This window comes from Corallococcus terminator (assembly GCF_049194865.1).
Taxonomy (GTDB): domain Bacteria; phylum Myxococcota; class Myxococcia; order Myxococcales; family Myxococcaceae; genus Myxococcus; species Myxococcus terminator_A.
Genome location: NZ_JBLZWL010000109.1, coordinates 188,991 through 213,633 on the forward strand (window position 1 = coordinate 188,991; position 24,643 = coordinate 213,633).

Annotated in this window: 19 protein-coding genes and 1 tRNA gene; 8 read left to right on the plus strand and 12 right to left on the minus strand. The window is 69.1% G+C overall.

All coding sequences use genetic code 11. The features are described from left to right. Positions 1-35 precede the first annotated feature (35 nt). Together ACN469_RS33460 and ACN469_RS33465 are read left to right on the plus strand one after the other, a co-directional pair. A complete protein-coding gene (locus ACN469_RS33460) occupies positions 36-575 on the plus strand; it encodes an inorganic diphosphatase (protein WP_498774647.1) in 540 nt (179 codons plus the stop codon). Positions 576-579: 4 nt separating this feature from the next. Continuing rightward, entirely contained in the window at positions 580-1,479 is a 900-nt protein-coding gene (locus ACN469_RS33465; protein WP_498774649.1) for a CHAD domain-containing protein, read from the plus strand. A 55-nt stretch (positions 1,480-1,534) separates the two neighbouring features. Here ACN469_RS33465 and ACN469_RS33470 read toward each other — a convergent pair whose 3' ends face one another. Next, positions 1,535-3,118, minus strand: a complete 1,584-nt coding sequence (locus ACN469_RS33470) for a hypothetical protein (RefSeq protein WP_498774651.1) — start codon at positions 3,116-3,118, stop codon at positions 1,535-1,537. Between the two features lie 165 nt (positions 3,119-3,283). Between ACN469_RS33470 and ACN469_RS33475 the strand changes: the two genes are divergently transcribed. After that, complete coding sequence (locus ACN469_RS33475; RefSeq protein ID WP_498774653.1) at positions 3,284-4,537, plus strand: Hsp70 family protein; 1,254 nt, start codon at positions 3,284-3,286, stop codon at positions 4,535-4,537. Between the two features lie 108 nt (positions 4,538-4,645). Here ACN469_RS33475 and ACN469_RS33480 read toward each other — a convergent pair whose 3' ends face one another. Then, positions 4,646-5,074: a hypothetical protein gene (locus ACN469_RS33480; RefSeq protein WP_498774655.1), complete on the minus strand. Its 429-nt coding sequence runs from the start codon at positions 5,072-5,074 to the stop codon at positions 4,646-4,648. Between the two features lie 180 nt (positions 5,075-5,254). Between ACN469_RS33480 and ACN469_RS33485 the strand changes: the two genes are divergently transcribed. Both ACN469_RS33485 and ACN469_RS33490 read left to right on the plus strand, forming a co-directional pair. Beyond that, a complete protein-coding gene (locus ACN469_RS33485; RefSeq protein WP_498774657.1) occupies positions 5,255-6,577 on the plus strand; it encodes a Kelch repeat-containing protein in 1,323 nt (440 codons plus the stop codon). A gap of 618 nt (positions 6,578-7,195) precedes the next feature. Then, a tRNA-Asp gene (locus ACN469_RS33490) sits at positions 7,196-7,277 on the plus strand. A 464-nt stretch (positions 7,278-7,741) separates the two neighbouring features. On the opposite strand, the gene ACN469_RS33495 is transcribed toward ACN469_RS33490, so the two are convergent. The 8 genes from ACN469_RS33495 to ACN469_RS33530 form a co-directional block, all read right to left on the minus strand. Then, the gene (locus ACN469_RS33495) at positions 7,742-8,320 is read right to left on the minus strand and encodes an imm11 family protein (RefSeq protein ID WP_498774659.1); all 579 of its coding nucleotides are present in this window, start codon (positions 8,318-8,320) and stop codon (positions 7,742-7,744) included. Between the two features lie 4 nt (positions 8,321-8,324). Next, on the minus strand, positions 8,325-9,059 hold the full coding sequence (locus ACN469_RS33500) for an AHH domain-containing protein (RefSeq protein ID WP_498774660.1): 735 nt from the start codon (positions 9,057-9,059) through the stop codon (positions 8,325-8,327). Positions 9,060-9,307: 248 nt separating this feature from the next. Continuing rightward, entirely contained in the window at positions 9,308-10,177 is an 870-nt protein-coding gene (locus ACN469_RS33505; RefSeq protein WP_498774661.1) for a hypothetical protein, read from the minus strand. 2 nt (positions 10,178-10,179) lie between these two features. Next, positions 10,180-12,795 (minus strand): TonB-dependent receptor domain-containing protein, encoded by a 2,616-nt coding sequence (locus ACN469_RS33510; protein ID WP_498774662.1) that lies wholly within the window; start codon positions 12,793-12,795, stop codon positions 10,180-10,182. Positions 12,796-12,833: 38 nt separating this feature from the next. Then, a complete protein-coding gene (locus ACN469_RS33515) occupies positions 12,834-13,637 on the minus strand; it encodes an OmpA/MotB family protein (RefSeq protein WP_498774663.1) in 804 nt (267 codons plus the stop codon). A 140-nt stretch (positions 13,638-13,777) separates the two neighbouring features. Then, the gene (locus ACN469_RS33520) at positions 13,778-14,329 is read right to left on the minus strand and encodes a chalcone isomerase family protein (protein WP_498774664.1); all 552 of its coding nucleotides are present in this window, start codon (positions 14,327-14,329) and stop codon (positions 13,778-13,780) included. A 309-nt stretch (positions 14,330-14,638) separates the two neighbouring features. Beyond that, entirely contained in the window at positions 14,639-15,649 is a 1,011-nt protein-coding gene (locus tag ACN469_RS33525) for a 3-oxoacyl-ACP synthase III family protein (protein WP_498774666.1), read from the minus strand. A gap of 143 nt (positions 15,650-15,792) precedes the next feature. Further along, entirely contained in the window at positions 15,793-16,710 is a 918-nt protein-coding gene (locus ACN469_RS33530; protein WP_498774668.1) for a hypothetical protein, read from the minus strand. 121 nt (positions 16,711-16,831) lie between these two features. Here ACN469_RS33530 and ACN469_RS33535 point away from each other — a divergent pair, with 121 nt between their 5' ends. Beyond that, positions 16,832-19,048, plus strand: a complete 2,217-nt coding sequence (locus ACN469_RS33535; protein WP_498774670.1) for a molybdopterin oxidoreductase family protein — start codon at positions 16,832-16,834, stop codon at positions 19,046-19,048. On the opposite strand, the gene ACN469_RS33540 is transcribed toward ACN469_RS33535, so the two are convergent. Then, positions 18,981-19,982: a lysylphosphatidylglycerol synthase domain-containing protein gene (locus ACN469_RS33540; protein ID WP_498774672.1), complete on the minus strand. Its 1,002-nt coding sequence runs from the start codon at positions 19,980-19,982 to the stop codon at positions 18,981-18,983. The genes ACN469_RS33535 and ACN469_RS33540 overlap by 68 nt on opposite strands. A gap of 296 nt (positions 19,983-20,278) precedes the next feature. Between ACN469_RS33540 and ACN469_RS33545 the strand changes: the two genes are divergently transcribed. Next, the gene (locus ACN469_RS33545; RefSeq protein WP_498774674.1) at positions 20,279-21,265 is read left to right on the plus strand and encodes a zinc-dependent alcohol dehydrogenase family protein; all 987 of its coding nucleotides are present in this window, start codon (positions 20,279-20,281) and stop codon (positions 21,263-21,265) included. Positions 21,266-21,297: 32 nt separating this feature from the next. Beyond that, a complete protein-coding gene (locus ACN469_RS33550; RefSeq protein WP_498774676.1) occupies positions 21,298-22,071 on the plus strand; it encodes a glucose 1-dehydrogenase in 774 nt (257 codons plus the stop codon). A gap of 31 nt (positions 22,072-22,102) precedes the next feature. Here the strand turns inward: ACN469_RS33550 and ACN469_RS33555 are convergent, their stop codons facing one another. Continuing rightward, positions 22,103-24,628 (minus strand): hypothetical protein, encoded by a 2,526-nt coding sequence (locus ACN469_RS33555; RefSeq protein WP_498774678.1) that lies wholly within the window; start codon positions 24,626-24,628, stop codon positions 22,103-22,105. Positions 24,629-24,643 lie beyond the last annotated feature (15 nt).

Consider the following 24,643-nt stretch of genomic DNA (forward strand, 5'->3'; position numbering starts at 1 on the left):
CCGCGCGGGGGAGGCGGGCTGACCTTTCACCTTCCATGACGACGGACCTCACCCACCTGCCCTCGCGCGGGCCTCAGGGCGCCTTTCACGTCGTCGTCGAGTCGCCTCGGGGCTCGACGGTGAAGCTCAAGTACGACGCCGCGCTCCTGGCCTTCACGCTCTCCCGTCCCCTCACCCGGGGACTGCGCTATCCGTTCGACTGGGGCTTCATCCCCTCCACGAAGGGGCCGGACGGAGACCCGCTCGACGCCATGGTGTTGTGGGACGACACCACGTGGCCCGGCGTGGTGTTGCCCTGTCGTGCGCTGGGCGTCCTCCAGGTGGACCAGAAGCGCAAGGGTGGCAAGCCGGGCGAGCGCGAGCGCAATGACCGCATCATCGCGCTGCCCACGGCGGCGCCTCGCACCGAGCACCTGCGCACGTACCAGGACGTGTCCCGCCGCGAGCGTGAGGAGCTGGCGCACTTCTTCCTCACCGCCGTGCACTTCGAGGACAAGGAAGCGCGCATCCTCGGCTGGGAAGGCCCCGAGGCCGCCGAGCGGATGTTGCACACCCAGGCCATGACGGGAGGATAGCCAGATGGCCCAACCCACGCCCCTTCGAGGACTGGGCCCGGACACCGAGCTGGGCGAGGCCGCGCGGCGCATCCTCGCGGGCCGACTGGCGGATGTCCGCAAGCCGGAGGCGAAGCTCTCGGACGAACTCGACGACGACGGCGTCCACGACATGCGCGTGGCCACGCGTCGGCTGCGCGCGGCCATCCAGGTGTTCCGTCCACTCGGAGGGCTGAGCAAGCTGGAGCTGGAGGTGAAGCGGCTCCAGGACGCGCTGGGCGACGTGAGGGATTTGCACGTCCAGGCGGCCTGGTTGGAGGAGGTCGCGAAGAAGGCGCGCCGCGAGAAGCCCGACACGCGCGCGGGCATCGCCGCGCTGGGCAAGGCGCGCCTCGTGGGCCTGAAGGCGACGGAGAAGCGGCTGCGCTCGGAGCTGGAGCGGTGGGCTTCGCGCACCGTGCCCCGGCTGCTGCGCAAGGTGGACACGCTGGAGGATGACCATCGCTTCGGCGGGCGCCGGGTAAAGGAGCCGCTGCTCTGGCGGGTGCGACGGGTCCGCAAGCGGATGAAGGTCTACATGGACGCGCCCGACGCCGCGTCCGCGCATGCGCTGCGCAAGGACTTGAAGAAGCTGCGCTACGAGCTGGAGATCTTCCAGCCCGCGTTCCGCCGCACGCTGGGCGCGCTGGTGGAGGTCCTCGTCCCGCTTCAGGAAGGGCTGGGGGAGCTGCACGACGCGGACGTGCGGTTGGAGGTGTTCGAGCGACTGGCCGCGGGCGGCAAGCCCCGGGAGCGCAAGGCCGCGCGCGCCCTGCTGCCGCTCATCCGCGAGGGCCGGGCGAAGCGCTCCGCGGAGATTGCGCGCGAGCTCCAGCGCTGGCACGCCGAGGCGATTCCCCGGCGGCTCATCCAGGTCCTCACGTAGCGAGGGCACGTGGGCGCCTCGGGGGCGTCCACGTGCCTCTTCTATCGCCATCTGATTACTGCTGCTGCGTGGGTTGCTCCTGAGTGGAACCCGTCCCCGTGGTGCTTCCCTGGGAGGTCGCGTCGATGCTCACGGCCTTGGCTTCCCCTGTCTCATCGGTGGTGTACGAGGCGCGGACCTGGGCGCCTTCTTGGATGTCCTCGGCGACGGAGCGGAACCCATCCACGGTCACCTGCGTCTCGGGCTTGACCGTCAAGCGGAGCTGGGGCTCACCGCCCTGACTGAGCAGGACCTCGGTCTCGCTCGCGCGGACCACCTCGCCGGCGAACTGCTGTGGGGTGTTCTGCTGGGTCTGGGTTCCTGATGGCGTGCCGCTGCTCTGCTGTGAGCCGGAGGGGATTGGGAGCGCGACCACGGGCTGCTGGGGCTGCTGCGTCCCCGTCTGAGCCTGCGGCTGCTGGGTGGTACCCGAGGTGCCCGTCGTGGAGCCAGCGGTGCCGGAAGCCGACTGCTGCTGCTCGGTGGTCGAGGGCGCGGTGGCGATGGGCTGCTGCTCCGTGCCGGTCGAAGTCGAGGCGGAGGGCTGCTGCTCCGTTCCGCTCGTCGTCTGCCCCTGCTGCTGTCGGGCGTCGAGTTGTTCGAGGGGAGACAGCGGCTGTGTGCCCTCGTCGACCTGTTGCCCCGAGCCCCCGGAGGCCTGCCCCGAGCTGGAGTCCGTGGGCGCGCCCGTGGTGGACGGCGCAGATTGCGTGCCCGTCCCAGAGGAGGAGGCCACAGGTGACTGCGTGCCCTGCCCCGGCTGCGACTGCGTGCCTGTCGCCTGCGGATCCTGACCGGTCTGTTGTGTATCCGTGGCCTGCGGGTCCTGACCGGTCTGAGACTGCGTGCCGGTGGCCTGCGGGTCCTGACCGGTCTGCGATTGCGTACCCGTGGTGGGCGCGGAGGCCACGGGTGACTGCGGGTCCTGCCCTGCCTGCGACTGCGTGCCCGACGGTGCGGAGCCACTCTGTTCCGCGCGCTGCTCCGCGCGAAGCTCGGCTTCCCGTTCCGCTCGCAGGTCGGCCTGTCGCTCCGCCTCGCGCTCCGCGTCGGTCGCGCTGGCCCCGGCCTGCTGCGAATCCGTAGCCTGCTGTCCCGCCTGGGCGGCTTGCTGCTGAGCGTCCGTGGCCTGCTGTCCCGCCTGGGCTGCTTGCTGCTGAGCATCCGTGGCCTGCTGTCCCGCCTGGGCAGCCTGCTGTTGAGCTCCAGTCGCCTGGGCAGCCTGCTGTTGAGCATCTCCGGTCGCCTGGGCGGCCTGCTGCTGAGCCGCTCCCGTCTGCTGCGTCGCATCCGTGGCCTGCTGCTGCGCGGCCCCCGCCTGCTGCCGTGCCTGGGCGGCCTGTTGCGCGGCCTCCGTCTGCTGCTCGGTCTGGGCCTGATTCGCCTCGCCAGACTCACGCTGGGCGCGGGCCTTGGCCTCGTCCAACGCCTCCTGCTTTTGCCGCACCTCCTCCTGGGCGCTGTTCGCCTGTTGCTGTTGTTGGCTCGCGGTCGCCTCTGCGCCTTGCCCGGACTGCGCATCCTGGCCACGCTCGCGGCAGCCGGTGATGAGCAGCGCGGCGGCACCGGCGGCCACCCACCCTCTCGCGCGGAGCTTCATGAAGACCCCCTGTCGTGACTTCCAAAAAAGAAACATGGGAAGTCATCGAATCTCGCCAACCCACGCCCCCTCCGGGCGGCCGCCCACTCGCCCGTCCTCCACCGGGCAGCCCGGCTCACGACGCCCTACCCTTTCCTGGAGTTTGGCGATAAGGGGCGCACCCCCATGCATGCCTGCGGACTCGACTTCGGAACCAGCAACACCGCCGCGGCCCTGCCTGACGGCACGGTGCTGTCGCTACAACCCCATACCTCGGAGCCCCGCCTCTTCCGCTCCGTGATGTTCTTCCCGGACGACGAGCGCGAAATCTACACGGGCGCCGACGCCATCAACCGCTACATGGAGGACAACACCGGACGCTTCATCCAGTCCGTGAAGTCCTTCCTCCACTCCAACTCCTTCCGCGCCACCCAGGTGAAGGGGCGCACCTTCACCATCGAGGACCTGGTCGCCATCCTCCTGCGGCGCGTGCGCGAAGCGGCGGGCGCCCACATGGGAGGCCTCCCGGAAGCCGTCATCCTCGGCCGCCCCGCCGTCTTCACCCCGGACAAGGACGCGGACGCGCTCGCCCAGAAGCGCCTGCACCGCGCCGCGGAGCTGGCCGGCTTCCAGCACATCGAGTTCCTCATCGAGCCCATCGCCGCCGCGCTCGCGTACGAGGCGCAGCTCACCCGCGATGAGCTGGTCCTCGTGGCCGACTTCGGCGCCGGCACCACCGACCTCACGCTGATGCGCCTGGGCCCCTCGCGTCGAGGCGCCAAGGACCGCCGCCCGGACGTCGTGGGCTCCACCGGCGTGCGCATCGGCGGTGACCGCTTCGACGCCGAAATCATGCGCCACAAGCTGCTGCCCCGCTTTGGCGCGGGCTCCACCTACCGGGTGCGAGGCCTGAGCGACAAGCGCCTGCCCATGCCCCAGCACGTCATGGCCAAGCTGTTGTCCTGGCACGAGATGTCCTTCATCCGGGAGAAGTCCACCCAGGACCTGCTGGACACCATGCTGGAGACCAGTGACAAGCAGCCCGAAATCCAGGCACTCCACGACCTGGTGATGGACAACCTGGGCTACCGCCTGTTCCGCGCGATTGAAGCCGCCAAGGTGCGCCTGTCCCGCGACGAAGTGGCCACCGTGGACTTCGAGGAGGCCCGCATCAACCTCCACGAGCCCATCACCCGCAAGGAGTTCGAGGCGTTCAGCAAGCCGCTGCTCGACGAGCTGGAGCAGTGCACGGTAGGGCTGCTGTCGCGTCACCCCGAGGCGGCGAACATCGACGCCGTGTTCCTCACGGGCGGCTCCTCGCAGATTCCCGCCGTGCGACAGCTCTATGTGGATCGCTTCGGCGAGGAGCGCGTGCGCACCGCGGACGCCTTCACCTCCGTGGCCGAGGGTCTGGGACGCGCCTCCGCGACGTTCGGCTGACGTGAGGCGGGGACGCCACCACCTGACAACTGCAACCCGGTGGAGCTTCTCCACGACGACACGCCACCCGGAGCGACCGCGTTCCGGGCGGCGCGAGTCACGTCGCGACTAGTTGGCCCAGTGAACCTTGCCCAGGCCGGCGGCAACCAGGTCGCACACGTAGAAGATGTCGTCGTAGGGGTAGTTGTCGTAGACGCCCCGCGCGGCGATGCAGCGCGCGCTGTTCGGGGACGGAGCGTTCAGGTCCGCGGCCAGGATGCGGCAGTTCGCATGGTCCGTCGGGCCACCACACTCCTCGGTGCAGCTGTCGGCGTGAATCCAGGCCGGGTTGTAGAGGGGGTAGGAATCCGCCTCCACCCAGCACAGGCCGGAAGCACACTGCGTGTCGGCCGAGCAGCCCTTGCCCGTCGCCGTCAGGCTCTGCGTCTGCTCCGCGGCTTCCGGCGTGGGCTCGAGGGTCGGCTCCGCGGGCGCGGCGTTGCAGCCGAGGAACGTGAGCGAAAAGAGGGAGGCAGTCACTGCGAGGAAGTTCCGCATGGGGGAGTCCTTTCCAGGTGAAGGGAGGGGCGGAACCAACCACTCCTGGCGAACGGAACCAAGCGGACTTCTCGCGAATTCTTATTTTCAGAGACAGAACTAGGTTTAAATTGACTCGGGACACATCGGTCGTTCCAGGAAGCCCTGTCCGTGCTGTGAGGCCGCCGCACAGGATGAGGGATGCGACGAATCACCCGAGTCCTGCTCCCCGCCGCCGCGTTGGTCTGGGCCGCGGTGCTGTCCGCCGGCTGTGATGACAGCGACCCCTCCGAGGCACCGCCGCGAGCGGACGGAGGCCCCAGCGCGGACGCGGGCGACGGAGGTGACGGAGGTTCGGGCCCCGTGCCCGACGCGGGGGGAATCGAGCCGGGCCCTGTCGACGCCATCATCGCCGCCATGCCCGCGGGCTCGTGGAAGGAGCTGCCGGGGACGAACATGGCGGATGTCTGTCCCACGCCGTACTCCAGCTATCCGTGTGAAGCGGTGATGATTGCGTGGAGTGGCGGAGCCTACGACTCGCTGCGAGACAGACTGATTGTCTGGGGCGGCGGGCATGACGACTCGCCGTACAACAACGTCTTCACTTTCGACCTGGCGTCGATGAAGTGGAAGCGGTGGACGGAGTTGCCTGCGGGGATGACGGGCAACAGCGTCACGCCGGTGATGCGCGACAAGCGATTGGAGACGTGTGGCTTCTATCCGGCTGTCACGTCGCTCGACATCCCGGACACGAGCCTGACGGCCAGCGGTTATGTGCGTCCGGAGCTGTGTGACGAGCCGAGCATCCTCGCCCAGGTCGACTCGCAGCAGCCGCGCAGCGCGCACACCTACGGCAACATCGCCTTCAGCGAGGCGACGGGGCGCTTCTACGTGCTCGGCTCCGTGGGTCCGTATCCCAGCGGGCAGGCGGGCTCGAGGCTGGTGATGGGCTTCGACTTCGGGACAGGGCGCTGGGTGCGCGGCGCGAACAACCCGGTCATCGACTACGGAGCGAGCGCCGCCGATGCGCGCGGACACGTCTGGTACGTGGGGCCGAGGAAGCTGCATGAGTACGACCCGGTGGCCGACACCTGGACGGCGCATGCGGCGGACGGCGCGGGCTACTACTACGCGGGCGCGGACGTGGACACGCGGCGCAACGTCCTGGCGTTGGTGCGCGAGGGCACCACGGTGTCGACGTATGCGTTGGGTGACGTGGGGAAGACGCACGCCACTGTGACGACCACGGGGTTGAGCACGCCGGTGGGTGGAGCGCCGGGACTCGCGTACTCACCGGTGCTGGACCGGTTCGTCGCGTACCCTGGTGGGAAGAGGCTGGCGATGCTCGACCTGCCGAACGCGCGCTGGGTGGAGGTGGCGGGCACGGGGGATGACCCGGGCCCGGCTGCGTCGAATGGCACCTATGGGCGGTTCCGCTACAGCCGCGCGCGCAACGTGTTCATCGTCGTGAGCGGGACACGGCGCAACGTGTTCCTCTGGAAGCCACCCACGACGGCGCCGTAGTGGGCTGCGTCCACGTCGCGGCTGCGCCAATCCTCTCGGCCGCGTCGACATCATCCTCAACAAGAAACTTGTGTAGCGAAAGCGGCTAGCGCGGAAGCAGGAAGCGCGGGTACCGGAATTGGAAGCGCTGGTGGCGGACGACACTGGCATTCCGAAGAATGGAGCGCACAAGAAGCGCGGCGGCGTTTATGTCCTCGGCATCAAGTCACCATGACGTGGCCGAGTACTCAGTGATACTCGGGGCGCTCCTTGGCATTGTCACAGTCGAGCTGGCCGTTCGCCTTGTCAGAGCTTGCTGGAATGGAGTGGGGATTCCGCACCACTGGCGGCGGTGGGACTTGTGGTTCACCTACCGGTTGGGACGCATCTCGCCTCGGCAGTACTTCGAGCTTGGGGCCGCGTTGGACTACCAACGGCGCTGTAGCCATCTCGCACCAGAGGACCGCCCTAAGCCCCAGGTCGCATTCGTCCGTGAGGTAGTCCGATGGAGGATGAATTCCAGAAAGAAGCGAGAGGGTCGCAATAGAAGCGCCCACAAGCCGAGGCCCCCGCAGGGGACATGCAGAAACCAACGGCACCGAGACTTGACCTTCTCTGGGGTCGCGTTAATTTTGTTCCGGTCTGGCGAAATTGGTAGACGCTCCAGCCTGTCACGCCGGTGGGTGAAAGCCCGGTGCGGGTTCGATTCCCGCGACCCCCATGGCCCTCGGGTTCTTTTGAATCCGGGGGCTTTGTCGTTAATTCGTGATTTACGGTCATGCTGCAGAGCAGGCTAACTCGAATGAGGCGGGCAGAAGTGGCAGGTAGCGTGCCCCATCCAAATGGAAGCGCTCCTGCTGGCCTACGGGCGTTTCCCGCAGATCGGCGGGCGCTCAGCGCGTTGACATCATCGCTGCAGCGACCTCGTCCTCGCCATCGGCCCCACAGCACGTACGTCCACATGACGTCAGCGACGCGCTACTTCGACATGAACATCGACGCGTACGTACCGGGACGTTGGTATCTCGCAGCCGCCAACCCATCCAGGCTGCGTGAAGATTGAAAGCATTTGGTGCTTCTCTTCCGGCCAGCGCGCAGAGTTTTCCGAGCGACTGCGCGTCCCCATCCTGCGTGCCGGAACTCCGCTGGACTTGACCACCGTGGGAGCAGGGCAGACACCCACGGTCACCGGAACGCCGATGAGTCCCCCCACTCCGCCACGGGAACAAAGCGGAGCCCTTCAGGCGGAGGCGTCATCGCCAGCACCCGCTCCACCACGGTGCGGTGGAACAGCTGCACGACATGCTCCTCAAGGGCGAAGGCCAGCCGCTCCTCCAGCGGAATCTCCCGGAGGACAGCCTCATCGAGTACGAGCCGGTCGAGCAGCAGCATGAACAGCCCCGTCTCGGAGTCCTCGAAGACGGAGTGCTCACGATCCACGCAGCGAAGCTCCCGCCACATGTGGACCAGCCAATAACGATGCACTGCGTCTCCAACCTCGACGTCAGCGGGGATGAACTGGACACCTCGGAGGTCTGCGGCCTCAAGAACCTCCTTGAGCCGCGGCGACACGACGGGTGCCGGCAGACTGTGGAAGTCCACCATGACGGGCTTCTCTGGAACGGGTTCGCCGAGCCGCAGCTTGACCGGCTCACTGACCGCCACGGGCCGCGCCTTTCGGAACGCACTTCCCGACTGGTTCCACGCGAGCAGCGGATGGTGCTGCGAGCGCGCGCGCATGAGGACGAAGTACTCTCGTTGCATGGGCCTACGCCCCCACCTGAAGTGCTCGTCGTGGAAGAGTCTTCTGCGTGATGCCGTGACGTGCACCATGACGTCGACCACGCGGACATGGGAGGCGTGGCTTGCCCGAAATGCTCAGGGCGCCAGAGCAGCCGTTGCCCCCCGGAAGGTAGTCCAGGCCATCGGTGCTGAGGGTCCAAGCCCCCTTCGCGACCTTCCCCAATATGTCCCGACTGAGGCGATCCAACGTATTCGTCAGAGCCATCGGCTTCGCGCAGAAGCCCCCGCGGTCTACCGACCGCGAGACTCCTTCCAGGAGCTTGTTCACGGCCTCGGGGTAGGCCAGGTCCAGATCAAGGGCCCAGCCGCCGGAATGGGGCCCTCGGTGAACTGGGATATGAAGCTCACAGGCAACTGCGGGAACGGTGGGAAGAAAGACACCGTTCTCCGCGCGGTTGATATCGTAACCAAAGTACCAACAGGCACGCGCCCAATCCTCGTCTCCACTCATCGACTCCGAGCAGATGAGGTGATGGGCCGCAATGGAATAGGCCCCGGTGAACCAAGGGTGCGATTCAGGCCCCGCTCCGTTGAGGATGTTCCTGCTCAGCGTTCCGGAGCTGCCCTCATTCGACCCAGGCTCCTCCGCCAAGGCATGCGCTGGCTTCCCGCAGAACGCGCACGCCTGCCACCTCGCGGGCTCGGGCCACCCCGTCGAGCTTCTGACTGGAAGCGTCCTCTCCCACGTGCAGACAGGCATGGGGACAGCACATCCCCAGACGGGCCGATTGTGAATCCCTCTTGAAGAGAACTGATTCCAGACCAGACAATCAGACAGGGCCGTCCGGAACTCAGCGCCCCAACCCGGCGAAACCTCTCACAGCAGGCCCTCGAGGGCAGCATCCTCTTTGGCGGGCGCTTCGACGAAGCCTGAGCAGAAGTCCACCAACGCGAAGCCCACCCCAACGCCACACCGGGTCGCGTTGGGGTAGTCGCCGTAGCCGTGCGTTACGGCCCCACGTCCACGTCGCGGCTGAGCCAGCCCACTCCGCCGCGTCCGTCGCGCGCCACCACATAGACGGTGATGCGCTGGGGCGTGGCGGGCGTCTCGTACTTCGACGTCGGGTCTCCGGGCCTGTTGTCCACCGGCTCCTGCGAGCGGAACTCCTTCACCTCGCCGTCCCCCGTGACGAACCAGCTGTAGAAGACCTGCTCCGTGCGCGGACCGTCCTCCGCCGTGTACACCTGCATGCTCCCCTCCATGAGCAGCGGACGGAACACCACCTCCGTGTCCAGCGGCAGCGGCCCCGTCAGCGTCGCATCGTTCCAGAGGATGTCCGCCACCGACGGATTCAGGTTCGGCTCCGTCGTCGAGCGCAGCAACACCTGCCGCACGCCCCGCTCCACTCCCCCCGGCGCACCCGTGCCGTCCGACGCCTCGTAGCCCACGAAGAGCGGGATGCCCTTCTCCAGCGCCTCCCGCGTGCGCGGGTCATCCGGGTTCGGCGTCCCTCCTCCATTGGGATTCGCGGCGACCAGCGCCTCCCGGAGCACCACCTGCACGTTGGGGTCCTGCAATGACAACACACCATCCGGCAGCGCCACGCCGTTCTCACCCGGGCAGCGGCCGTCGTACGGATTGCCATTGAAGCGACACAGCGCATACGTGACGGTGACGGGACGACCCTCCGGAGCCACGCCCAGCGCGGTGAACGTCGTGGGCCCGGGCAACGCCCCCGTGTCCGGATTCAGCACCAGCTCCGGCGGCTCCGCGCGGATGCCCAGCACCCGCACCCGGCGGATTTCACTCTGAAGCTCGAAGTCGGGGCCGCAGGCGAGCAGCAGCGCGGCCAGTGTGACGAAGACTCGCGTGCGCATGCTCAGAAGCTCCCCTTGGCGCCGATGACCGGAAGGATGGGCAATCCCTTGAAGTAAGCGCTCTCGGTGTAGTTGTAGTTGTAGGCGATGCCCTCCACCGCCGCGTTGTTGTAGACGTTCGTCAAATCCAGATAGAGGTCCAGCGTCCACTTGTCGAAGACGAAAATCTTGTCCACGCGCACGTCCAGCTGATTGAACGACGGCAGCCGCTGCGAGTTCACCCCCGCGAACAGCGGCAGGAACACGTCGGTGCCGTCATCCCTCACCGAGCCCACCACCGGCGTCGTCGGATTGCCCGACGCGAAGCGGAAGCGCGCTCCCACCTCCCAGCCCTTCGGCAGCTTGTACGAGGCAATCGCAGTCAGCACGTGCGTCTGGTCGTTGTCGAACAACCGCCAGTTCGCCCCCGGCGCATCCCGGCGCTCACTCTTGCTGAGCGTGTACGCAATCCAGCCGAACAGCCGCTCCGTCAGCGAGCGACGGATGAGAATCTCCAAGCCATACACGCGGCCGATGCCCCCGTTCTTCAGCCGCTCCGGCACCAGCTCCCCGTCCCGCTCCACCAGCGCGTCCGAGCGGCTGATGAGGTTGTCCAAGTCGTTGTAGAAGACCTCGCCGCTGACAAACCACTCCTGCATCGGCTGCCACTCCGCGCCCACGCCGTACTGGAGCGAGCGCTTCGCGGCCAGGTCGGGATTGCCGAACGCCAGACTGGGCTCATCATTCACCGGAGGCCCGTGGTACACGCCCGCGCCGCCCTTCAGCGTCAGCGTGTCCGTCAGCGCGTAGCGCACCGCGAGGCGCGGGTTCAGCGTCCGCTTCGTCTCCTTCTGGTCCGTGAAGACATAGCCCTCGTACCGCACGCCCGGCACCACCAGGAGCCCCTTGAATGGACGCCAGCGGCCCTCAATCCACAGCGAGGGGAAGTACTGGAGGAAGTCGCCGTCGGTGTTGAGCAGGTCCTCGGTGATGAGCGGGCTGGGCGGCTCGCCCTCGCGCGGCGGACGCTGGATGCGCGCCCTGACGTTCGCGAAGCTGCTCGTCACGTCCACACCACCCGCCAGGGTGAAGGGCTCCACCAGCGCGTACTCCGCCGTGGCGCGCAGGTTCAGGTCCGTGGAGGCGATGCGCAGGTTGCGGTCGCCAATCTCGAACTCCACCAGCGTGTTGCCCACCAGCGCGTGCGTGTCCAACGTGAGCCGGTCCGCGCGGTACTGGTGACGCAGCCGCAGCTGGTTGAAGCCCGTGGTGACGTCCAGGCTGCCGTTGACGGTGGGGTCATTGTCCGACGGCCGGTCGAACACCAGCCCCAGCCTGTCCCGCGAGGTGATGCCCTGCAGCGTGAAGGTGTGGCGCGACAGCGGCTTCCACACCAGCTTGAGCTGCGCGTCGTAGTAGCGCGGCGCCACCTGGAGGCTCGGGCCGTCGCCCTCCGGAATCACCCCCAGCACGATGTCGATGTACGAGCGCCGGCCGCCAATCGCGAAGCCCAGCGTGTCCGTAATCGGCCCTTCAATCACCGCGTTGGACTCGATGAGGCTCACGCCCACGGTGGCGTGGAGGCGGTCCATCTTCGGCTCGCGGCTGTTCACGTTGATGACGCCGCCGGTGATGTCGCCGTAATACGAGGAGAAGTTGCCGGGCAGGTAGTCCAGCGACTCCAGCAGCTCGGAGTTGTAGACGCTCGTCAGGCCGCCGAAGTGGAACAGCAGGGGGATGCGCTGGCCGTCCAGGAAGACGCCGGACTCCTGCGGGCTGGTGCCTCGAATCACGAGCGCGCCGCCGTTGAACGCGGGCCGCGCGACGCCGGGCAGGTTCTGCACCACCTTCAGCGTGTCGCCCTGCGTGCCGGGCACTCGCTGCACCTCCGCCACCTGGAGCGTGGTGCTCGTCACTTCCTTGCGCTCACGGTCGCTGCGAACCACCGTCTCGAACGGGCTGAAGATGCGCTTCTGCACGTAGTACGTGGCGCGCGTCTCCAATCCCTCGGACAGCGTCTCCTTCGTCTTGAACCGGTCGTACCCGCCCTGCACCACCAGCACCTCGTGCGTACCCAGCGGCACGCCCCGGAAGGAGAAGCGTCCCTCCGCGTCCGCGACGGTGGACAGGTCCAGCTCCGGCAGCACGATTTCCGCGCCGTTGAGCGGCTTGCGCGTGCCTCGCTCCAGCGCCTGACCGCTGAAGTTCACCGGCGCCTCGGGCTGTGAGACGCCTCCGTCCTCCGTGGGCGTGGGCGCCACCGGCCGGAAGACGAACTGGTACGCGTACTGGATGCGCACCGGGGAGGGGACGTTGTCCACCTCCGCCGGGGAGAATTCGAACTGCTTCACCGCCTCCACCGCGGCCTCGTCGAAGCCGTTCCCCGCGGGCTGTGTGACTTCGACATTCGTGACGGCGCCCGTCTCCGAGATGTCGATGAACATCACCACCGTCCCCTCCAACTGCTGGGCGGCGGCTTCGGCGGGGTACGGCGCTTCCACCTGGCGAAGAAGCTCGGGTGGCTTCGTCAGCACCCCGGTGGGGACACCCGCATCGGGGTCGGCGACGCCGCCATCCGGGGCCTGGGCCAGCGCCCCGGTGGCGATGAGGAAACAGAAGACGGTGAAGAGCGTTTTCATGAGGGAGGGGCGCACCAACGCGCGCCCTCCCGAAGCTCTCACAACTTGGGCGCGAGGACGATTTCGATACGCCGGTTCAAGCTGCGGTTTTCCGGCGAGTCGTTGGCGGCGATCGGCTGGTACTGGCCGTACCCCGCCGCCGACAACGTCGTCGGGTCGACACCCGCGTCCTGGAGCGCCCGGACCACCGCCATCGCCCGCGCCAGGCTCAGCTCCCAGTTCGTGGGGAACTGACCGCCGGCCATGGGCACGTCGTCCGTGTGGCCCTCCACGCGCACAATCTTCCCCTGCACCGTCTTGAGCGCGGTGGCGATCTTGTTCAGCGCGTCCACGCCCTCCTTGCCCACCCGCGACGAGCCGGAGGCGAAGAGAATCTTGTCCTTGAGCTGCACCGTCATCCGGCCCTTCAGCTCGGACAACTCGATTTTGCCTTCCGAAATCTCCGACTTGAGGCTCTGCGCCAGGTTCTCGTACTCGGAGCTCTTCTTCTCCAGCTCCTCCTTCGCCTGCGCCAGCTTCTTGGAGTTGCGCGCCAGCTCGTCATTGAGCGCGGACAGCTGCGCGTTCTGCTCCTGCAGCGCCCGACGCTCGGCGGCGCCCGAGGTGAGGCGAGACTCGGAGGTGCTCAGCCGCGTCTCCAGCGCCTTCTTCTCCTGCTCCTGCGCGGTGATGGTCTCCGTCAGCTCCTTCACCTTGGCCTCGGCGGCCTCGCGCGCGCCCTTCTCGTCCGTGAGGCCCTTGGTGAGCTGCTCCGCCTCCAGGGCCTTCGCGTCGAACTTGCCCTGCGAAACGCATCCCGTGGAGAGCGCGACGAATGCCGCCAGAATCAGCCGTGTCCGCATATGTATGATTTCTCCCGACAACGATGGTTGGAGCTCCAGCCTACCGCTCGGGAGCGCCAAGGTCAGGAAGAACCCACAGGGACCTGGCCCTCGCCGGGTGCCCTGGCCGGAGGGCCAGGGGGTCCACGGCGGCACGGCCCTCAGCGCGGGAAGATGGGGTGCACGTCCAGCCAGACGGAGAAGAGCGCGTCGGCGAACGTCTTGCCGGGGATGGAGACGCCGCCGCTGGCCGCGCCGCCGATCTCCAGGCCGCCTCCGGGCGTGTAGGTGATGATGAGGTCCCCGCCCTTCTCCACGTCACGCATCGAGTCGAGCATGACGCCCAGCTGCTGGGACAAGGGGCCCTCGCGCAGCTGCGCGCTGCGGAGCAGGCCGTGGCGCAGGCTGTCCACCAGCTGCGAGCGGGTGATGTCCCGCAGGAAGCGGAAGTGCAGCCGCTTCACGGAGTTGGAGGCGATGGCCTCCGATGCACTGCGTGGACGGTCCTCCAGATAGAGGCTCCACACGTAGACCTTGAAGAGGAAGCGCTTGTGCAGCTCCATGTGGGCGAGCTCCACCGTTCGCCCCTGGAGCGTCATCGAGTCCGGCATATGGACTCCGCCCACCTGCTTCTGCCCCGCCCGCGCCGAGCCCGCCACCAACACCAGCCCCAGCACGAGCCACCGCGCGCTCTTCCACGCCTGCTCTCTCATGCGTCCAACCCCCGCCCCGTTACGGTGCCGGGATAGGTGCACACGCCTTCGCCGCGCCGCCAGCAGATCCACCTGTGCACCTGTGCCCTGGTGGACGGAAAAGACCGCCGGTGAGTCCGATGTCACGCCCGGTGTCGAACCCGTGAACGGTCCCCCAGGGCAACAGGTCGGGAACAGGAGGGGAATGTCGGGGTGATTCGGGGCCATGACGCTCGTTGGAGAACATACCAGTGCTCTCCGACGTGCGGGGCAGCAGGCTTCATGACAGGTCGGGTTCCGGGCATCCGGACTGGCCCCGCGAGGTGTCGATCAGCGGCTGGCGGGGTCCGTGCGCTCGAGCAGGGCGCCGGCCCAGGTGAGGCCGCTGCCGACGACGCTCAGCACCACCGCGTCGCCCAGGGAGGCGTCATCCCAGTGCTCGCTCAGCACGCCTGGAGCCCCGGCCGCGCCGGTGTTGCCCCGGAGGTGGACGTTGAAGCGGTGCCGGGACTCGGGCACCTCGCAGCGGCGCTGGACGGCCTCCAGCATGCGCAGGTTGGCCTGGTGGCCGATGAAGGTGACGTCCTCGTTGCCCTTGTCCGGGTGCTGGCGCAGGTAGTGGGCGCGCAAGTCGAGGAACGTCTCGCCCGCGCGGCGGATGGCGAACTTCTGCACCTCCGCGCCGTGCTGCGTGAAGTGGCCGATGCGCGGCACCCGCACCTTGTCCGCGCCCGACGGGTCTCCCGCGAGCCGCGTCTCGGTGATTCGCCAGCGCCCCGGCACGCGGGGAGAAATCACCGCCGCCGCCGAGCCGTCCCCCCACAGCACCGCGCTGGAGCGGTCCGTGTAGTCGACGACGCGCGTGGAGTTGTCCATGTTCACCACCAGCACGTAGTCCGGCAGGCGCTCCGGCCGCATGCCCGTGAGGAAGTGCAGCTGCGTGCAGAACGAGGAGCAGGCGCTCTGGAGGTCCACCGCCGGCGCGTCGATGCCCAGCACCTGCGCCACGCGGTTGGACTCGGCGGGAATGCACTCGTCGGGGCTGCACCCGCCCGCGACGACGAGGCCGATGTCGGACGGCTTCAGCCCCGCGCGCGCGAGCGCCATCCGCGCCGCCTGGGCCCCCGTCTCCGCGTTGCTGAAGAGGGCCGCTTCCTGCGCGGCCCGCACGTCCTGGTTGCGCGTCTCCCGCAGGTACTCCAGCGGCAGCACCGTGTGACGGGAGCGGATGCCCACCCGCTCCAGAATCCACGCGTCCGAGGTCTCGAGCCCCAGCTCCTCGAGGAAGGCGTTGGTCAGGAGGTTGGGCGGATGGAAATGGCCGAGCGCGTGCAGGAACATGTGAACCCTCTAACCACGAACCCTGCCCATTCTCTGTCAGCGCCCTGTCACGCCTTCGCCACTCCGCGGAGCAGCCGGCCATTCGTGCGGAGCGCCGTCCTATTCCCGTCACGTTTTCGCCACGCCGGTGACGCGCCGTGTCGTCACTTCTTGGGCGGGGGAGGCAGGACCTGGGTGGTGAGCACGAGGCGCGAGTCGCCCTTGCCCTCGATGCGCATGCCCAGCTCGTGCATCTCCGGGGCGGGGGTGAGCGTCAGGGGCCCGGACATGGAGAAGCCGAGGAGCACGGTGCCGGCGGCCAGGACGTTCATCGTTCCCTGGTAGATGATGGACATCGACACGGGGGACTCCTCTTCCGAGGGAATCTCCAGGGTGGTGGACAACGTGAAGACGCCCACGGGCCCGCGCGCCTCGTGGCGAATCTCCGAGAGCTGGATGCGGGTGTCCTTGAACTTCACCCCATCCGGGCCGCCGCCACTCTGGAGGCTGGCCTCGAACACCTTGGCGACGCGCTCCACGCTGTCGCCAATCTTGAGCGGCGCTTCGGGGAAGGCGGAGGCGAAGGAGTCCTCCTCGCCCAGCCCATCCAGGTCCGTGAGCACCGTGTCCCGCACCTGCTTCGTCACGGGCTTGCCCTGGAGGTCCGTCACCACGATGCCACCCTTCTTGAACTCCGCCAGGTAGCTCTTGCCGTTGACAGCGGACACCTCCCGCGTCTCCTTGCCGTCGGCGTCCTTCGTCACGTCCACCACGTCGCCATAGACAATCTTCCGTCGGGTGACGATGCGGCCCTTCGCCGCGAGCGTGGTGGAGACCTGCGTCTGGAGCATCGTGCTCGTCATCGCGATGGACTCCGGCTCCATCTCCGGTGCGGTGATGCGGAAGTCCTGCTTCATCTCCAGGTGGAGCCGCTGCTCCTCGGCCAGTCCCACCACCGCGTCCTTCTGGGTGAAGCGCACCGTCCTGCCGAGCTCCTCCCGGTCGCCCTTCACCTCGTCCCCCAGCGAAACGGACGACAGCGACACCCCCGCGACAACGACCCACGACCACATCCGGCGCATTTGTTCCCCTCCCGCCGCAATCCTTTCATGGGCTTGCCAGCAGCGTCAGCAGCGAATCCGCACAGCGGAACGCGGCGATGACAGGCATTGGCGATGGCATTCACGAGGTAGAGTGCCGCGCATGAGCGCGACGGCTACGTCCCGGGTCCACTTCCGTACGTGCAACCTGTGCGAGGCGATGTGCGGCCTGCGCATCGAGCTGGAGGGCGAGAAAATCACCGCCATCCGAGGTGACGACGAGGACCCGTTCAGCCGGGGCCACATCTGTCCCAAGGCGCTGGCGCTGAAGGATTTGCACGAGGACCCGGACCGGCTGCGCCACCCGATGCGTCGCACGGCGGCGGGCTGGGAGCGCGTGTCGTGGGATGACGCGCTCGACGAGGCGGCGAGACGCATCCACGCCGTGCAGAAGGAGCACGGGCGCGACTCGGTGGCCTCGTACCTGGGCAACCCCAACGTGCACAACCTGGGCAACATGCTGTTCGGCCCGGAGCTGGTGCGCGCGCTGCGCTCACGAAACCGCTTCTCCGCCACGTCCGTGGACCAGCTCCCCCACCAGCTGGTGTCGTACTTCATGTTCGGCCACCAGCTGCTCACGCCCATCCCGGACCTGGACCGCACGCAGTATCTGCTCGTCATGGGCGCCAACCCGCTCGCGTCCAACGGCAGCCTGATGACGGCGCCGGACATCCGCGCCCGGCTGCGCGCGATTCAGCAGCGCGGCGGCAAGCTCATCGTCGTGGACCCGCGCCGCACGGAGTCGGCCGCCATCGCCGACAGCCACGTCTTCATCCGCCCGGGCACGGACGCGCTCGCGCTCCTGGCCCTGCTGCACGTCGTGCTCGTGGAGAACACGCCGCGCGCAAGCCACCTGGCCGCGCACGTGGAGGGACTGGAGGCCGTGCGCGAGCTGGCGCGTGACTTCCCGCCCGAGCGCGTCGCGCCCCACACCGGCGTGCCCGCGGACACGCTGCGCGGAATCGCGCGCGACTTCCTCTCCGCCGAGCAGGCCGTCTGCTACGGGCGCATGGGCCTGTCCACGCAGCCGTTCGGCTCGCTGTGCCAGTGGCTCATCAACGTCCTCAACACGGTGACGGGAAACCTGGACCGGCAGGGCGGCGCCATGTTCACCCAGCCCGCGTTCGACATCGTCGGCGGGCCCAAGGCGATGGCGCTCGGACGCGGCAGCTACGGCCGCTGGAAGAGCCGCGTGCGCGGGCTGCCGGAGGTCGGCGGAGAGCTGCCCGCGGCCGTGCTCGCCGAGGAGATGCTCACGCCGGGTGAGGGCCGCGTGCGCGCGCTCATCACCATGGCCGGCAACCCCGTGCTGTCCACCCCCAACGGCCCGCAGCTGGAGCGCGCGCTGGAGGGCCTGGACTTCATGCTGAGCCTGGACCCGTACCTCAACGAGACGACGCGCCACGCGCACCTCATCCTCCCGCCCGTCTCTCCGTTGGAGCGCGGCCACTACGACATCGCCTTCCACGTGCTGTCGGTGCGCAACACCGCCAAGTACTCGCCGCCCCTCTTCCAGCCCGGGCCAGAGGGACGCCAGGACTGGCAGGTCGTCCTGGCGCTCCAGCACCGGCTGGAGAACCTGCGCCGGGGCCGGCCCTCGCTGCGGCAGACCTTGAAGTATCAGGCCCTCACGCGACTGGGACCGGAGCGGGTGTTGGACCTCGGCCTGCGCATGGGGCCTTACGGCGCGCGCTTCCACCCGCTGCGCGAAGGCCTGTCGCTGGCGAAGCTGCGCGCGTCACCGCACGGCGTGGACCTGGGCCCGCTCCAGCCGTGCCTGCTCGGGCGGCTCCAGACGAAGGACCGGCGCATCCAGCTGGCGCCCGCGCCGCTGATGGCGGACGTGCGCCGACTGCGAGAGACCTTCCCGGAGGGCTCCGCCCACGAGCCTCGCGACGGGGAGCTCTTGCTCATCGGCCGGCGCCACCTGCGCGACAACAACTCCTGGATGCACAACGTGGCGGGGCTGGTGAAGGGCAAGCCGCGCTGCACGTTGATGGTGCACCCGGAGGATGCCTCGCGCCTGGGCCTCGTCGACGGCGTGGTCGCCACCGTCACCTCGCGCGTGGGCGAAGTGACGGTGCCGGTGGCGGTGACGGACGACGTCATGCGCGGCGTGGTGAGCCTGCCGCACGGCTACGGCCACCGCCGTCAGGGCACGGGCCAGCGCATCGCCGCCGAGCACGCGGGCATCAGCCAGAACGACCTGACGGATGACCGCGCCGTGGACCTGCTCAGCGGCAACGCCGCCTTCAACGGTACACCGGTGAGGGTGAAGCCGGCCGAGACGCCGGGCGCGCCCGCCACACCAGGGGCGTGAGCGCGCCGGCCGCGACGAAGAGCAGCTGCACCAGGTGGCTCAGGAGCGCCACCGACATGGCGCGCGCGGTGGTGGTGTCCAGCACCCCCGCCGCCAGCGCGAAGGCGCCGTCGCTGACGCCCACCTGTCCGGGCACCAGCGAGCCCACCGCCAGCGCGCAGAGGTAGAGGCCTTGCGAGAAGAGAGCCTGCACCAGCGACGTGTCGATGCCCACCGCGTGCGTCAGCACCGCGTACTGCGCCACCTGGAGCGTGCGGCTGCCCAGGAAGGCCAGCACCGGGCCCCAGGGCAGGAGCTTGCCGTGGCACGCCGTCTCGCGGAACTGCTCCGTGTGGAGTGCCCAGCGCTGCGAGCGGCGCGCCAGCCACGCGCAGGGCTTGCGTGCGCGCATGCACGCCCGCAGGCCCGTGGACGCCACCACCAGCACCACGCCATGGCCCAGCATGGCCAGGGTGAAGGCGGACCAGCCCGTCAGCAGGAAGGACGCCGCCGCGCAGGGAAAGGAGATGAGGCCGCCCGCCGCCAGCGAGGCCGCCTGCGACGTGGCCGCCGCCGCGGTGGCCGTGGCGCCGCCCATGTGGGGCGACAGCAACGCCGCCTTGGTGGCCTCCGCCGCCGCGCGGCCCGCGGGCGCCATGCTGGACACCGCCGTGCCGATGAGCTGCGCGCGCGCCAGCACCCGCAGGGGCACGTGCTCCGCCCTCGCGCCATAGGAAGCGCGCGTCGCCAGTCCGTCCATGCCCTGCCGACCCAGCTCCAGCAACACCACCCACGGCAGCCAGGGCGCGGCGTCCAGCAGCACCCCGCCCAGCTCATGGGGGCCCACCTTTCGCATCAGCAGCGCCAGCATGCCCAGTCCGGCCACCGCGAAGACGGGCCTGAGCAGTCCCGTCAGCTTCCTTCTCCAGGGCACCGACACCGAAGGGACCGCCATCGCGGCATCCATCGGCCTGCCCAGGGTCATCTCCCCGCGCGCGTTGCTCACCATCGCCTCCCTCACCGCCCTGCGCCCCGAGTCACGGTGGAAGGTGGACAGCCCCGGCTGGGATGGCGAGGGTCGCCCGTCGCCCGGAAGCCACCTCCCTCTCTTCACGTCAGCCGGTGGACATCCGCGCTCGGTCCCCCCACCCCGGGGCGCCGGTTGCCCGAGCGACTCCGAGTGCGTGCTCGGCTCCGGCCTCGAAGGTCGCTAGGGTGCGGCCCCGATTTCCCGCGCACACGGAGCAACACATGAAAGCGGTCCGGTTTTCGAAGTTCGGGCACCCGTTGAAGGTGGTGGAGGTGGTGGAGGAGCCCGACACGGAGCTGAAGTCGGGCGAGGTCCGCATCGAAGTGTTGGCCACCCCCATCAATCCCTCGGACGTGCTCACCCTCTCCGGACAGTACGGCTCGCTGCCGAAGCTGCCGGCGGTGCCGGGCAACGAGGGCGTGGGCCGCGTGGTGGAGGTGAAGGACTCCTCGGCGGTGAAGGTGGGAGACGTCGTCTTCCTGCCGCTGGGCTCGGGGACGTGGCGCACCCACCTGGTCGCCCCCGCCGAGGGGCTGATGCCGGTGCCCAAGGGCACGGACGTGAAGCAGGCGTCCATGCTGTTCGTCAACCCGCCCACCGCGGACATCATGCTGCGCGAGTTCGTCACCCTGCAGCCCGGAGACTGGGTGCTCCAGAACGCGGCCAACTCCGCGGTGGGCCGCTACCTCATCGCCCTGGCGAAGCAGGCTGGCTACAAGACGCTCAACGTCGTGCGCCGCGAGGAGCTGGCGCCGGAGCTGCTCGCGCTGGGCGCGGACGTCGTGCTCACGGACACGGACGACCTGCGGGAGCGCGTGCGCGAGGCGACGGGCGGCGCGAAGGTGCGGCTGGCCATCGACGGCGTGGGCGGAGACTCCACGCGGCGGCTCGGCGACTCGCTCGCCACCGGCGGCACGGTGGTCAACTACGGCGTCATGAGCGGCAAGGGCCCCAAGCTGTCGGCGGAGGCCACCATCTTCAAGGACGTCACCCTGCGCGGCTTCTGGCTGGTGCTGTGGCTCAAGCGCGCCGAGCGCGAGCACCAGCGCGACACCTACGCCCGGCTGTCCAAGCTGCTGGCGGACGGCACGCTGAAGACCGCGGTGGAGGGCACCTTCTCACTGGATGCCATCCAGGACGCCCTGGCGCGCGCCATGGAAGGCGGACGCGGCGGCAAGGTGCTGCTCACGCCCAACGGTCCGGTCTGATTCCCACTCGCAGCCCCGAAAGGTACACGACGATGAAACGCGTGGAAGGCAAGGTGGCACTCATCACGGGCGCGGCGGGCGGCCTGGGCAGTGCGTCCGCACGGATGCTGGCGCGCGAGGGCGCGAAGGTCGTGGTGACGGACCGCAAGAGTCAGGAAGCGCTCGGGCGCGAAGTGGCCGCGTCCCTGGGCGAGGGCCAGGGCCTGTTCCTCCCGCTGGACGTCACCCGCGAGGAGGACTGGGTCCAGGCCATCGACACGACGCTGGAGAGGTTCGGCCGGCTGGACGTGCTCGTCAACAACGCGGGCCTGGGCATCCCCAAGGACGTGGAGCACATCTCCCTGGAGGAGTGGCGGCTGGTGCACGCCGTCAACCTGGACGGCACCTTCCTGGGCTGCAAGCACGGCATCCGCGCCATGCGTCAGTGCGGCGCCAGGGGCTCCATCATCAACATCTCCTCGCTGGCGGGCCTCATCGGCGTGCCCACGCTGCCCGCCTACGGCAGCGCCAAGGGCGCCGTGCGCATGTTCACCAAGTCGGTGGCGCTGCACTGCGCGCAGCAGGGCTACGGCATCCGCTGCAACTCCATCCACCCCACCTTCGTCGAGACGACCATGGTGAAGGCGCTGATGGAGGCCAGCGGCGTGCCGGACAAGATGCGCGAGGGCATGCGCCGCAGCATTCCCCTGGGCCACATGGGTGAGCCGGACGACATCGCCCACGCCGTCGTGTACCTCGCGTCGGACGAGTCGAAGCTGATGACGGGCTCCGAGTTCGTCCTCGACGGCGGCTCCTCCGCGCAGTAGCCCCGGCTTCAAGCCAGGTGACTGGCGGCGCTCAGGCCCAGGGCGCCGCCAGCAGCTGCGCGAAGCGCATGCCCAGCTCCGGCCTGCGCTGCATCGCCTGCATCCACGCCTGCGCCTCCGTGCTCCAGGCGGCAATCGACAGGCCGCGCGCCTCGAACACCTCCAGCGCGTTGCCCCCGTCGCTCATCGCCTTGAGCACCCGCGCGTAGTCCAAGAGCGTGCCCAGCTGTGCTCCCGGGAGGATGACCTCCGTGTCCAGGGACTGCTCATCCACCTGGGGGCTCGCCTGGAGCATCCGCGTCGGGGACGCGGGCGGGCCCATCTGAGCCACCGCGCTCATCAGCCGCGCGCGGTGTGCCTCCTGCTCCTCGCGGACCCGGTCCGCCTCGCGCTGGGCAAGCTCGGCCTCGCGCTGGGCCAGCTCGATTTGCCGCTGCTGGTCCCTGCGTCGCGACTCCTCCACGCGCCGCCGCAGCTCGTCCTGGTGCTCCTGCTCCTCCTCGTCCCGCAGGCGCTGGAGGTACTCGCCCATCATCTTCACGTCGACGTGGATGTCCTCCAGCAAGTCCCGGTGGTAGCTGGACTCGGCCTCCTGAACGGGCGCCTCGCGCACGCGCCGCTCGAAGTCCGGGAGCCACTCCAGGAAGTGCCCCACCTCGATGATGAGGAAGTCATTGCCCTGTCGCAGCGCATTGTTGAGCAGCGAGGACGCGGAGGACACCGCATGCGAGGTGGAGCGCGGCCACGCATCCACCCGCGCCTCCGCCGCCGCCCAGACGAAGGAGAGGCGATCTCCCAGCCTCTCGGCGGAGATGTCGCGCAGCAGCCAGTCCACCAACGCCGGGAGCCGGAGCTGCGAGTCCGCTCGCCACCACGTCTCGAAGATGACCATGGCATCCGGCTCCGCCGCGAGCTGACGCTCCCACAGCTCCTGTCGCCAGGGCGTGAAGGTGGCCAACAGGTCCGCGCGCTCGTCGGGGTAGCGCTGGAAGCGCAGCCACACGGCGTCGATGAGCTCCTCACGCCCGGAGATGCCGCTCCAGGAGCGCACCGCCTTCGCCAGCGGAGCCAGCACCGCCGCGCGCGCGGGCTTCTCCCACGCCGCCATCAGCAGCCGCGCCGAGCGGCCTCTTCCCACCTCCGGCGCCAGCCGGTCCATCAGCCCCGGCAGCGACACCAGCAGGTCCAGCAGCCGCTCCGCGCACGCCGCGTCCCGCGCCCACGAGTGCACCAGCGTCAGCTCCTCCACGTCGCCCAGCGCGAGGAAGGTGGTGAAGGCGCCCGTTCGCACCAGCTCCGCGCGCTCCGAGGAAGGCGCGACCCGGAGCGCCTGCACGGCGGCGGCATGGAAGGCGCGCGCGGCCGGCGTGGCCCGGGACTCGCGCTCGTCGGTGGCCCACTCCAACCACCGCATCACGTTCCGCGCGGGCCACGTGCCCAGGGTGTCGCGGGCCCACGTTCCCCAGCGGGCGTGCACGTCCGGAGACAGGCGCTCGAAGGGCATGTTGCGGGCCCAGGACTGCACCGCGTCCGCGAGCGCGTCCGGCTCCCGCGCGGTGACGGCGAGCACCGCGTCCAGCACCTCCAGCGTGGGCGGTGAGGGCAGCCGTCTCAGCACGTCCCGGACGAAGGCCGCGTCACCCGTCGTGGTGAGTCGCGAGAGCAGCGCCGACGAGCCGAGCGACGCCAGCGTCCCCCGCGCCTCCGTCACCACCTCCGCGTCCTCCGACTCCAGCGCGGCGAGCAGCCCCGGCTCGTCCTTGAGGACGAGCGCGCACTCGAAGCGGAGGTCCTCGTCCGGGGAGCGCAGCCCCTCGCGCAACGCGAAGAGCAGGTCCACCTCGGGCGGCTTGCCGGTGGCGCGCACCCAGGCCACGGCTGCGCGCGCGGTGTGCTCCGGGAAGCCCGCGAAGATGGCGCGTGCGTGACGCTCGATGAGCTCGCGCTGCTGCCGCTGCAGCCGCGTGCGGCTCCACACCCGCCAGCGCGTCAGGGCGAGCGCGGCCTCCATCGCCGCTCTCCCCTCCTCGTACAGACAGGACAGGACGGTGGAGTACATGTCCCGCGTCTCTTGTCGCAGGTGCACCTTGGCGAGCGCTGCGAGCTGGCGGACCTCGGACGCCTGGCTGTTCCGGAACATCACCGCCAACGTGTCCTCGTCCTCGTCATCCTCGGAGGAGGGCGCGGGGGCGGGCGGCTGGGCCCACGGGAGCTGCTCGGCCCAGCGGTCCTCGGCCTCCTCCGCGAAGCCCAGGAGCAGCAGGTAGGGCTCGCACCAGCTCACGTCCGCGATGACGCGCAGCACGGCCGCCCACTTCGCTGCGTACTGGGACTCCAACTGCCAGGACAGCGCGGGCTCCAGCGCCTCCAGCCGTCCCACCAGCGCGAAGCGGTCCACGCCCGCGTGGAGCAGCATGCGCGCGGCGCCATGGTGTTCGGGCGGCACCGGGCCGCACGCGCAGCTGGGACACCGGATGCCGGGCGTGTTGAAGCGGGTGCAGCCCGGACACCGCACCCGCGTGCCACGGAGGGCACCGTTCTCCCAGGGAAGGGACATGCCCCTGTCTACAAC